Below are 12,672 nucleotides of genomic sequence, written 5' to 3'. Positions count from 1 at the left end.
TCTTAATGGAACAGAACCGACTCGGAAATAGCTTCTTTGGCAAAAGAAGGCCCACTCCATTCCAATTTGAATTGGGGACTAGCCTTTTTACCGTTTTTTAAATAGAATTTAACCGGGTGTAACCCGGCCTTCAGCCTGTATTGCCCGCTCATGTTAGAATTCTTTATGTATCCGAAATCGGCATCGATAACGGTAGATTCATGGATACGCAATACCCCTCCTGCATTGGCACGTAAATAAAAAGTATAGTCTCCATCCACGGGCACTTCTATATATCCTTCAAAATAAAGGATACTACTATTGCCCGAGGTTCGAATTTCGGAATTTATATGGGCAGATACCCCCGTTTCATTTGGGGTTAAGGATTCAACAGATGGCACCCAACGGAATTTCCCTTCGTAGGATTTCCAAGCAATGCCTTCTTTCACCTCTTTTTCCACAACGCCCGGAACCAAGGCTTGATCATAAGGTCTAGCTGCAGTAGCATTGGGCATTCGTCGCTGTAAAACATTGGCTTTCATTTCTTCTTGAAGCGCCGTAAAATTGGCAGACTCGCCTAGGTTTACCGATTGGCTCATATCATCGATTACATTATAGATCTCAAAGTCATCCTTTTCCGACTGAATATCATATCTAACCCCCACGTAATCGCCTTTTCGTATCATCTGCATTTGATTCCGACAACGGCTCTTCAAATCGGCGCTAAAATCATCATAGCCCGGTGTTTTTCCACCTTCAAAATATTCGACATAAATAGTACTGGGTGACTGCTTTCCTTTTCCTGTTAGGGAAGGCAACAACGAGGTTCCGTTGGAAACCGCCGGAGCCGGCAAACCGGCCATTTCAGAAAAGGTAGGCATCCAATCGTAAGATATACTAGGGCTGGAAACAACCGTTCCCGGTTTAATAGCTTCAGGCCATCTTGCAATGGTCGGCATACGCAGTCCTCCCTCCCAACAGTCTCTTTTGATTCCGGTAAAAGGTCCGTAACTACCAAAGAAAGTAGGTACAATGGGCTGGTCTTTCAAATACGATTCTACCGATGGCCCATTATCGGAAGTAAATATGACCAAGGTATTATCATCAATTTTAAGGTCTTTTAAAAGTTGGAGAATATCGCCCACGGCGGAGTCAATCCTACGTGTATCCGTGGCATACCTTTTGTAAACATCGGTCCACGGCACCGGCTTTTTACCGTTCTCCGGAATGTAAGTAGCATCGGCATAATCGGGGTGAATCCACGAATCCACTTCACCACTAGCGGTATTTATCATTTTACCCGGTTCACCAAGCCATTGTAGCCCCCCGTTAAGTCCGCCTCCTTTGGGATAGGCCTGTGTAGGCAACTCCAAAACGGCATGCGGTGTGTCATAGGCCAAATACATAAAAAATGGCCTGTCTTTTTCCTCTCCCCGTTTATGGTCTACGATCCATTTTTTGGCGGCCGCAGTCCATAAATCAGCGGTATAACACTTGTCGAGGTCAGGGGTTATGTTGGTCCGGTTTTCGTAAACCTCTTTGGTGCCACGGTATATCCCTTCCTTGGGGTAATGTTCATGCCCATCGCCATGCCTCATATACCCTAAGTAATAATCAAAGCCTTGGTTTAGGGGGTGGGCAGGCCAATTCGGGGCCTTTCCTTTTCCTTGCAAACCCCATTTGCCTATAGCTGCGGTCTTATAGTTTGCCCCTTGTAAAACGGATCCCAAGGTATGGTTATAGGCCAAAGCCTTATCAAACTGATTGTCCCTTATATTGGAATGTCCTTGGCTTTGCCCCAATAGTAGCGATGCCCTTGACGGGGCACAAACCGGTGCGGCGGAATAATGTTGCGGCAATAAGGCGCCTTCATTGGCCATACGGTCTAAATTGGGCGTAAATTCCTGTGGGGAATGCTTCCCCTCTTTATCAGCTCTTTGCTTTTGAAAGAAGACTCCCAAATCGCCATAACCCAAATCATCCGTTAAGATGAATATGATATTGGGTTTTTGATAAGTGTCAGAAGTAGCATCTACCGTGGTTTGGGCAGTTAAATTACAACTAGCTATTATAACTAAAATCCCAAGACTAGTGATGGACCGTAACTTATTGAAATGCTTCATATTTAATTCTTGCTATATGTTTAAAATCTATTTTGATTGAAAAATAAAAGTGGTTATTGATTTTTTACCTACCGTGAATATTCCCTTCTTAGGTTTCCCTAAAACCTTACTTTTCAAATTTTGCCCAGCATCCGTTACATAACTTATCACTCTAGCAAAGGATCGGAAATCTGAATTAAATTCTAGGTCAGCAGCTTCTTCCTTTTGATTTATAGCTACTACCACTATGCTTCCATCCTTATTTTTATATGCGGAAACCAAAACTCCGTTCCGTAGGGTTTCGGTGGCATCCCTATTCGCATAACTGACGGAAATACGGCTAGCTTCCGGGCGGATGAATCTCGAATAATTCCCTAAGGTCCACAATAATTTTGAATCATAGATAGCACCGTCATCCGTGTTCTTATCATGGTAAATTAAGCCATCTTTAAAATCATATGGACTCATGGCCAGCCACCAGTGCCACGCACTTGCATTGGCTATTGTAAGATCGGCATGAATAAGGCGGGCTACATACAGGGCGGTTTGCATACCCAATCCCCTGCCCTTTCCTTTAATCTCTTCGTTGTTTTCCAGAATGCAATATTCACTCATCCAATATTCCAAGGAAGGATATTTTGCTAGCTTCTCCGCAATGCGTTCCCGCTCCCTTTTCAGCTTTTCCACAGGCCAAGTAGTAAAATAACTGTGTGCGGCTACTTTAGGTGCCAGGGTAGTCAAGTTTCTTAAATAATCCGGACTTGAAGGACTGAAGAAGGTTTCAATTTGGTCGCTTCTATTGTTGTGTTTCTTTTTGGTCCCTGTGAGATAATCGATCGCCCCGGCTTCGGTAATTTCCAATTGCGCAGCAATATTTTCAGCCCTAAAAACGGAATCGATTACCCTAGTGGCCGCGGCCAATTCCTTATTGTTCCAAGGAGAGCCTTCCTGTCCGCCTTTCCATTCCCATTGCGGCTCGTTAAACGGACTCATATAATCAAAATCCACTCCTACACTATCCCTAAAGTGAAGCCATACATCTGCCAGAAAGTTAGCGTATGCGGCATAATTAGCATGTGATATATTGGCAGCCAATCCATCTTCGGAATGTCCCTTTCCATTTTTTGTGAGCTGAATGGGCGGACTATTTACAAAAGCGATAAACTGCTCTACGCCCCTTTCTTTTGCAGCCTTTAAAAACCACTGTTGCCCAGCTTGTTTTTGCCAGTCGTAAGAGCCATTGCTTTGCAAGAAACCTTCCGTTCTTCGCCATGGGTCCTTTATACCGCTGTGGTCTCCTTGATCGAAACTTCCTGCCCCAATGTTAAATCGCCAGGCGGTCAGTCCTATTCCCTTCGGAGAACCCGTTTTATCGATTTCCGTACTAAACAACCAATCGGCCATTTGCCTTCTTTTCCCATCGGGCCACAATCCAGTAAACTGGGCGGCCCAGGCATCGGAAGCCGCAAAATTGTGTATCGTTTGAAACTCAACATCCGTATCGATATCAACTTTAAGAATGGAATTCTGTGCCGCTAGATTACAGCACATACCCAAAACAAGCATCCCCAAAAGCAAATTCCCCATAAACCTCGCGATTATATTATTTTTATTTTTTACAAGGAGGCCTTATTCCCCTCCCGTCCATTTTCCTTTCTTTCGTGCTACTTTTAGAATACTACCTCTATTGGTGAAGTGGCCGTTTTTTAAATCTCCCTCACAGGCGGCCAAGAGGCGGGATTTGAGCTCTTTTAGTTTCTTCGGATGTTGTTGTGACAAGTCATTGGCTTCCTTAAAATCATCGGGCAGAAAAAACAGTTCAAAAACCTGTTTATTCAAATCGGTCCTGATTTTCCATCCTTCATCGGTAATCAATGTGGGTCCGGTATAAGAGGAATACACCACAAATTCGCGCCCTACCTCCGTACTTTTTCCCACTAAAGCCTCGTAGAACGATATGCCATCCGTATGAAAAGGTTTCGAAAAACCGGTAACCTCGGCCATGGTCGCCAATAGGTCATAGTTGGCAACAAGTCCATCGTTACTACTTCCCGCTTCAATTTTAGCCGGCCATCGCACGATCAAGGGTACTTGAATGCCCCCTTGTAGGTTACTTCTTTTCATGCCCGCTCGTCCGCCATTTCCGTCAAAAACATCCCCTGACAAATGGCTGTAGTATTTATGATCTACATCATCGAAGCGTTCCCCTGTCTTTATATTGGTATAGGGTTTTTCTACACGCCCTTTTTGCCCATAGTAAATTTCATGGCCATTATCGGCCGTAAATATCACTAGGGTTTCCCCATCGATTTTCAGTTCCTTTAATTTTTGCATGATCTGTCCCACGTTATCATCCAACATTTTAACCATGGAGGCGTATTCCTTTTCGACAGGTGTCAAGCGCTCGTCATTGATAAAATCGGGATGTATTTCAGGAATAGCTACAGGACCGTGAGGCAATTGTGTAGGGAAATAAAGGAAAAAGGGCCGGTCTTTGTTCGTACTTATAAAATCGAGGGCCTTGTTCATGAACAAATCTTGGGAATACTGCGCCTTCCCTTCCCTATTTTGCCGTTCCGCAAAATTTTCAGGGGTTTCGGGTTCGCCCGACTTTCCGCAGTTAGCAAGGGTATTCCCCTCTATATCGACCAATTTGCCATCTTCAAACAGAAAGGGAGGATAAAACCCATGCGCCCGAACATGGTCGAGATAACCATAGTAACGATCCCACCCGTGTCTTTTCATTTGGTGGTCGGTTGTAGAAAAGCCCCATTCCAATTTTCCGATTTGGGCCGTTATATAACCCGCCTCTTGGGCCACTTGACCAAGGAATACTTGATTTTGGGGTATAGGCCTTAGGGCTCCGTTAAGAATTTTTTCTATTTGCCCTTGCTCGTAATTTCCCGTGCTTATTTTTTTATAAAATCCCCCAGGTGTAATCTCGAAGCCTTGTTTATGGCAATCATGCAGGCCGGTAATCAAAGATGCACGCGCCGGTGCACATAACATGTTGGAATAGGCATTGGTAAATCGCACCCCTTCTTTTGCCAGTTGATCGATATGGGGTGTCTTTATAATTTTCTGCCCCTCATGGCCCAACAAGCCTATCCCCAGGTCATCTGCGTAAATCAGGACAATATTGGGTTTTTGTCCATTGCCGGCTACGCTACCGTTTACCTGCGCAAGGCCCGAAAACGACAAAAAGAACACAAGCAACGGGATAATGCTTTTTTTCCAAATAGTTGTGGAACGTTTCATACTATAACATCTAATTTTAATACCTAAAAACTATTGCGGGGCAATAGGGAGATACGCCTGTACTTTCCATTGACAATTATACCTATTGATTCAAAAGCCTAGGCTTTTTTCTATGTATTTCACCACAGGTTCGGAGAGTAATCGGTAGCCTTCTTTTGTATAGTGCACATTCCCCGGACCTGCAGCATGCTTCTTGTACACCTTCTTTGAGATTCGATTTAGCGGATTTATGGTTACCCCGTGTTTTTTCATGACTTCAACGGCCATTTTATTGTATATTTTATCGGACTTGACAAAGCGACCTACCTCGCCCTCGGGCACATAACTTGTAGTCGCAAAAATCAGTTTGGCCCCAGTCTGTTTCAGTCGAACGACCAAGGCTTCCATATTATCGCGGTATTGTTCCGGAGTATAGGTCACGGTACCGTTTACCTTGTCCCTGTTACCTTGCGTTTTTGCATCGGGATGGCGGTAACACAAATCCCACAGTCCCCAATTGAAATGAATCACGTCCCACTGGGTATCCCCTAGCCATTCATCTAATTTCTCGATTCCCGTTCCCGTGTGTTGGGCATTCCCCTTATTATGGAATACGTTGGCCTTATCTTTTAAGGCCGATTTTACATGGGGCGTATATCCTAAGGAAATGGAATCGCCAATAATCAAGACCTTGGGTTTATTGTCTTGGTCAAAACCTACTAAAATCGCACAAAGCGCAATAATAAGAAACAGTTGTTTTTTCATTTGCTATTCTTCTATACGTATTAAGTTACTTCTTCTTGTCGCAACACTAAATTATTCAATGTTGGATCGCATGTAATTTTGTTAGCCCCATATCCTTACCTCACTTCTTAAAGCAAATAAAGAGGCCCAAACAAATTGGACCTCTGAACAAAAAATGAACTAACTCAAAATTCACAACTCTATTTAACGTTCAAATAAGTCTCTTGATTAAAAGTGAATACTTCCGAGGGCGTACGGGCCTCTTGGAACAACACTTTCATTTCTTCAATTATTTCCGGATGCTCCGCTGCCAAGTCGTTTTCTTCAGCAACATCGGTGCTAATATCATAAAGTTCGATTGGCACATCAGGCCCCTTGAATACATTGTATTTTACCGCTTTCCAATTACCTTTACGGATGGCTTGCCTACCTCCCTTTTCATGAAATTCCCAATACAGGTATTCATGTTCCTTTTGCTGATCGGTATCTCCTAAAAGTGTGGGCAAAAATGAAATTCCATCCAAGCCTTCGGGAGTTTCAATACCCGCTATATCAGAAAAGGTAGGAAACACGTCCCAGAACGCCGATACCAGTTCCGTTCTACTTCCAGGCTTGATCTTGCCCGGCCATGCCGCGACCATAGGCACCCTGATACCTCCTTCGTAAAGATCTCTTTTGGTTCCGCGAAACGGACCGCTGCTGTTAAAATACTCTGGATCGGCACCACCTTCGGTATGCGGACCATTGTCGGATGTAAAGACCACAAGGGTATTATCGGCAATACCCAATTTTTCCAAGGTCGCCATAATTTCACCGACTTGGGCATCCAATAGATGTACCATGGCAGCAAATGCAGCGTGTGGTTCCTTTTGCGATCCATAAGGCCCTAATTTGTATTCGGGACCGTCATCAACCCCTTCATAAACCGTTTCAGGGGCGAATTTACCTTTGTATTTTTCCATGATTTCCTCAGGGGCGGTCAATTCGGCATGTGGTATGATGGAAGCCACATAGAGAAAGAAAGGATTGTCTTTGTTCATCTCTATAAACTCCAGTGTTTTATCATGAATCAATTCGGGAGCATAAGTCTCTTTTTTAAAGCCCGAATTGCCCTCGAGCACCAAGGAATCTTTATTGGCCCAAAGATGTCTAGGGTAATAGTTATGTCCTAAACGTTGGCAGTTGTACCCAAAAAAAGCATCGAAGCCTTGGTTTAAGGGATCTCCCTCGGATCCTGGGAAACCTAATCCCCACTTTCCGAAGGCCCCTGTAATATAGCCTGCTTTTTTCATGGCCTCGGCCAAGGTATAGGTGTTGTCCGGCAAAGGGTATTGCCCTTCCGGTAAAATTTCCTTATTTCCCCTTACGACCGTATGGCCCGTATGCATGCCCGTTAACAAGGCCGATCGTGAAGGCGCGCATACCGTACTACCCGAATAGTGTTGGGTAAAAAGGATGCCGTCTTTTGCCAGCTTGTCGATATTGGGCGTAGAAAATTTTTGCTGTCCGTACGAACTTAGGTCGCCATACCCCAGGTCATCGGCCAAAATATACACGATATTGGGCTTGGTCGCAATTGCCGTTTTCAGGCTTGAAGAATCCTTGGCCTTGTTCTTACATGAAAGAATCAAAGTGGTCAGCAAAATCAAATAAAGAAATTGTTTCATTGTAGTTTTCTATTAATAATTGCCCCGGAACAGTTTTTTACGCTCCGAGGCAATCACACATTCATTAATTACCGGTAACCATTATTGGTCGGGTCGGACTCAAGTAAGTTTGGATTTAGTTCCAATTGTTGTTGTGGTATGGGCAACAATACGTGATAGGGCTGGATATTTGCGGCAGGATTGTTCCATGCACGGTGTTGTACCGTTTTTACACGATCTATCAAAATACCCCAACGTATAAGGTCCATACGACGGTGACCTTCGGCACTTAGCTCGAACTTACGCTCCTCATACATAGCTTCCCTAAATTCATCCTTAGACATGCCACTCCACGGTTGGTCTGGCTCGAAAGCTCTTTCCCTTACTTTATTGACATAATAATAGGCGCCTCCCGGGCCGTTCAACTCATTCTCGGCCTCAGCAGCCATTAGATATACATCTGCTAAACGAAAAACAATATAGTTTTCCGGGTGGTTCCCACGTAAAGAATTCTCTTGATCTAGATTCCAGTTCTTCCGGAAGTATGGGAAGGACAATTTCCATCCTAAATATTCAGTAACGATAGTAGCATCGTATCTTAGATCACCATCTTGCCAGTTTTCCCTTAAAGCGAATTCAGGTAGAGGTACCGACCAACCATAACCGGTCATATCTTCGCCTTGTTCACGCAAAAGACCTTGAAAAATATCCACTTTACTTCCGGAAACCCCGTTTACAATAGTATCGTTATTCCTTCCAGCCGGTTCATCCCTAATACGCGGATTGTAGTCATCCGTTCTTGTGGTAGCTAAAGGTCCGTCATAATCAGCTTCAAAGTCCACTACAAAAATATATTCGTCGTTATACTGATTGCTTGGATCCGACTGATCGAACACATCGGAATAATTATCCAATAATCTGTGTGCCCCACCATCGATTACAATATCGCATTCCGCCTTTGCCAAGGCCCACTCTTTATCAAAAAGGTGGTATTTTGCCTTTAAGGTCGCCGCGGCCCATTTACTGGCCCTGCCTAAATCATTACCCGAATAAGAACTGGGCAATAAATCAAATGCGCGTGCCAAATCGTCTTTCATGGCACTTCTTATCTCTGCCTTTGGGGTTCTTCCCAATACCGATCGTTCCAACACCGGCAACTGCTCCGTATAAAAAGGAACATCTCCCCATAAATTGGTCAAGTGATAGTACGCCAAGGCCCTTAGGAAGAGTAATTCACCCAATCTGCTGTTCTTGGCGTCGTCAGATAAACTCTCGTTACCTTCAATATTGGTAATGAATTCCGTGGTATTATTCACAACCCGGTACAACTGGATCCAAGTTCCGTTACCGTCTGCGGTTCCCTCTTGAATCAGGTAATTATGAATGGCCCCATTAACATCCCTATTGGCCGCCTGTATATCTGCACCGCTCGTATAATAATTATCCAACCCACGTTGCTTGTAAAGGTTGTTATCATGAAATAATCTATAAACCCCATTTACGGCCAATTCAGCTTCCTTATCATTGGTAAAAAAGGCGTCAGGGGTAATCTCGTCGCGGAGGTCTTCCTCCAAAAATTCGTCACATGAGCTTAAAGCTAGAAAGCCCACAAGTAGTATTAAAAATTTGCTCGTTATATTAGTTTTCATATCGTTTTTTTTAAAATTCTACTTTCACACCTAGGGTTATAGTTTTTGCGTAAGGATATTGACCTGTGGCAAAACCTTGGGAAACAGAATTAAGGCCGCTTCCTGCGGTAAAATTGTTTACTTCTGGATCACCCAGCGTAAAGTCTGTAAAAAGTAGGAGGTTCGTTCCCGTAACGTAGACATTCAAAGCACTGAAAATATTGCTAAGTCCGCCTGATTCTAAAGGAACATTGTAATTTAAGGTAGCTGTCTTCAACCTTAAATACGATCCATCTTCAATATTCAAACTGCTATTAGGGTTAAAAAGACTGTTAGAAGGCCCGGCCCTTGGTATGTCGGACGTTTCGTTTACACCGCCCGTCCACCGATCCAATACAATAGGATCAACGTTTTGCTCGCCTCTACCAAAATAAGCCGTTTGCGATCTTACGTTGTAAATTTCGGCTCCGTAGCTACCGTGAAAAAACACATCTAAAGAAAGGTCTTTGTATGTAAACGTGTTTCTAAAACCACCGTAAAAATCGGGTATCGGGCTACCGAGTACGACAAAGTCCTCATCATTGATATTCGAATCGCCATTGACGTCTTCGTATCTCGGGCCACCGATGAAGGATCGTCCTTCCCTACCGTCGGCAATAATCTCGTCGGCACTTTTATAAGTTCCCAAATATTTTGCCCCGACAAAGGTTGGCAAGGCCTCACCCACGATCAACCGTGCGGAATTCCCTCCTTGATTTCCTGTAGATTGCAGGGAAATATACTCTTGCCCATCTAACTCCAATATTTCACTTTGGTTAGATGATATACTAAGGTTAGACTCCCATGTAAAGTTTTCGTTCTGTACGTTGATGGTATTCAAACCAAATTCAAAACCACTGTTTCTTACCGACCCCAAGTTCTGTAATTGGGTAGTGGAATTTGCCCCTACCTGACCGGACAGTGCTACCGATAACAATAGATCATCCGTTGTTTTTTTGTAATAATCGGCTTCAAAGGATATCCTATTGTTCAAGAAGCCCAATTCTATCCCTAAATCCAGCTGCTTTGTTGTCTCCCAAGTCAAACCACTACTCGGAACTTTACCAACAAGAACCCCGTTCACCAAAGAGCCGTTAAAAACCGTTGTGGTATTGGCATAAGTTGCGATTGAATTATAAGCGGCTACGCCCTGCTCCCCAACAATACCGTAACTACCTCTAAGTTTAAACCTGTCTACAACATCGGAATCGGACAAAAAATCTTCTTCATCAACGTTCCATGCAGCTCCTATTGAAGGAAAGAAGGCATATTTATTGCCTGTTTCAAATACGGAAGAACCATCATACCTACCTACTAAAGTCAATAGGTATTTACTTTTATACCCATAGTTGACCCTACCCAAGAAGGAAGTCAAGGTTCGTTGTCCGTAACCGGAACCTACTACTGCCGTTGAAGCATCACCTAAAGCCAAGTTATTAAAAAGTACTACATCGTTTGGAAATTGATCCGCTTCAGTGCGGGTACTTTCATTGTTGTCTTTTTGCCATGTAAAACCACCTAGCACTTTTATAGAATGATCATCTAAATCCAAGTTATAGTTCAGCGTATTTTCATTCAAGATGCTCTTCGTAAAATTGGTATTGATACGACCGAAACCTCCATTTACCCTTTCTGGTAAAATACCTGGTAAATAGTTGTTTTCCTTTTTATAATTTAACTGGGCACCAAAAGTAGATTTAAACGAAAGGTTCTTGGCTACTTCATATTCTACATAGGCATTGGTGATTATCTGGGTAACCAAGTCATGGTCTACACGTAATTGTATATCTGCTTCTGGGTTTCGTTCCAACCCTGCACTGATAGGGTTTTCAAACGAATAACTTCCGTCTTCCAAATATACCGGTCGTATAGGAAGTACGCTAGAAACAATATTACCGTAATCTACTTTGTTGTTTTCTATTTTGTAGTGTGTAATGTTGGCGCGAATACCGGTCTTAAACCTATCGGAAACCCTAACATCTAGATTGGTTCTGAAGTTTACCCTTTCTAAACCAGAGCCTCTAAGAACTCCTTTTTGATTGAAATAATTCCCAGAGATAAAGTAATTGGCATTTTCAGAATTCCCGGTTACGGAAACATCTGTATTTGAAATAGAACCTGGTTGCTCCACTAGATCCAACCAATCGGTTGTTGTAGTGTTTTCAGGATCTAAAACCAGTGGCAAAGACGTATCGGTATAACCAAAACCATCGGGTCCCGGTACAAATTGATACGATTCGTTTTTGTAATCTATAAAGTCTTGTCCCCCCAGAATATCGATACGGTTGGCCGTTTCTTGAATACTCTGATAATGATTAACGGTCACTACCGGTTTTCCCGGTGCCATTCCCTTACCATTTTTGGTCGTAATCAAAATTACACCAGAAGCCCCCCTGGTTCCGTAGATGGAAAGCGCGGTGGCATCTTTTAAGATTTCAATGGATGCAATATCGTTAACATTGATCGTGTTCAGGTTAAACCCCGTACCGGCAATAAAACCATCGATAACGTACAATGGGTCGTTGTTTCCATTAATGGAACTGTTACCCCTAATACGTATAGTAGCCCCAGAACCTGGGGTTCCGTTGTTCGAAGTAACTTCTACCCCTGTAGCACGGCCCTGTAAGGCCTGGTCTACCCTGGCAACGGGTTGGTTTTCGAGAACATCGGATTTTACGGAAGCAACGGAAGATACCAAATCTTTCTTCGTTGAAGTTCCGTAACCAATGACCACTACCTCTTCCAGAAGTGCAACATCTTCTTCAAGTACCACGTTTATCGTAGTCTGCTTCGATACTTGAACACTTTGGGTTATAAATCCCAAATAACTAAATTCCAAAGTTGCCCCTTCGGGCGCCTTAATAGCGTAATTACCATCAAAGTCGGCCACGGTACCTACCGTGGTGCCCTTGACCAATACATTCACACCGGGAAGTGGTTGGCCAGACCCATCCGTTATAGTTCCTGTCAAATTTTGCTGAGCCTGAAGCGACACCATACTGGCGAACAGCAATAGCAATAACATTCTTTTCAAATTCATAATGGTTTATGTTAGTTAGAATTAGTAGCCTCTAAGTTGAGTTGTAAAAGGCCTAGGGTAAATATATTGAAGGGTCTTAGAGCGAATATCTCACATTGGTACACTTATGTTGCAAATTGCCATTTTAAAGGCCTTTAGAAGCCTTTTTGCAACATTTATGGCCTATATTTAGTACATATTTTGACCATTTAACGACCATACGTCTCATTTTAAACCTATAAACAACCAAAAAACAGCCTTTAAAAACACCGTGAAAC

The 12,672-nt window shown here is 43.3% G+C and carries 7 protein-coding genes; all 7 read right to left on the bottom strand.

Features of this window, described 5'->3' with window-relative positions:
* Positions 1 to 2: 2 nt before the first annotated feature.
* Positions 3 to 2,102, bottom strand: coding sequence for a sulfatase-like hydrolase/transferase (locus ZOBGAL_RS16530; protein WP_013994845.1), 2,100 nt, complete (start codon positions 2,100 to 2,102; stop codon positions 3 to 5).
* Between the two features lie 27 nt (positions 2,103 to 2,129).
* A complete protein-coding gene (locus ZOBGAL_RS16525) occupies positions 2,130 to 3,668 on the bottom strand; it encodes a glycoside hydrolase (RefSeq protein WP_013994844.1) in 1,539 nt (512 codons plus the stop codon).
* 42 nt (positions 3,669 to 3,710) lie between these two features.
* Positions 3,711 to 5,339, bottom strand: coding sequence for an arylsulfatase (locus tag ZOBGAL_RS16520; protein ID WP_013994843.1), 1,629 nt, complete (start codon positions 5,337 to 5,339; stop codon positions 3,711 to 3,713).
* Between the two features lie 90 nt (positions 5,340 to 5,429).
* Positions 5,430 to 6,083 (bottom strand): SGNH/GDSL hydrolase family protein, encoded by a 654-nt coding sequence (locus ZOBGAL_RS16515; RefSeq protein ID WP_013994842.1) that lies wholly within the window; start codon positions 6,081 to 6,083, stop codon positions 5,430 to 5,432.
* Between the two features lie 179 nt (positions 6,084 to 6,262).
* Positions 6,263 to 7,729 carry an arylsulfatase gene (locus ZOBGAL_RS16510; protein WP_013994841.1) on the bottom strand — a complete coding sequence of 489 codons (1,467 nt, stop codon included), beginning with the start codon at positions 7,727 to 7,729 and terminating at the stop codon, positions 6,263 to 6,265.
* A 68-nt stretch (positions 7,730 to 7,797) separates the two neighbouring features.
* Positions 7,798 to 9,357: a RagB/SusD family nutrient uptake outer membrane protein gene (locus ZOBGAL_RS16505; protein WP_013994840.1), complete on the bottom strand. Its 1,560-nt coding sequence runs from the start codon at positions 9,355 to 9,357 to the stop codon at positions 7,798 to 7,800.
* A gap of 10 nt (positions 9,358 to 9,367) precedes the next feature.
* A complete protein-coding gene (locus ZOBGAL_RS16500; RefSeq protein WP_013994839.1) occupies positions 9,368 to 12,415 on the bottom strand; it encodes a SusC/RagA family TonB-linked outer membrane protein in 3,048 nt (1,015 codons plus the stop codon).
* Between the last annotated feature and the right edge of the window lie 257 nt (positions 12,416 to 12,672).

This window comes from Zobellia galactanivorans (assembly GCF_000973105.1).
In the GTDB taxonomy this organism is placed as follows: domain Bacteria; phylum Bacteroidota; class Bacteroidia; order Flavobacteriales; family Flavobacteriaceae; genus Zobellia; species Zobellia galactanivorans.
The sequence above is the reverse complement of the archived record's forward strand: the minus strand, read 5'-3'. Positions and strand labels throughout refer to the sequence as shown.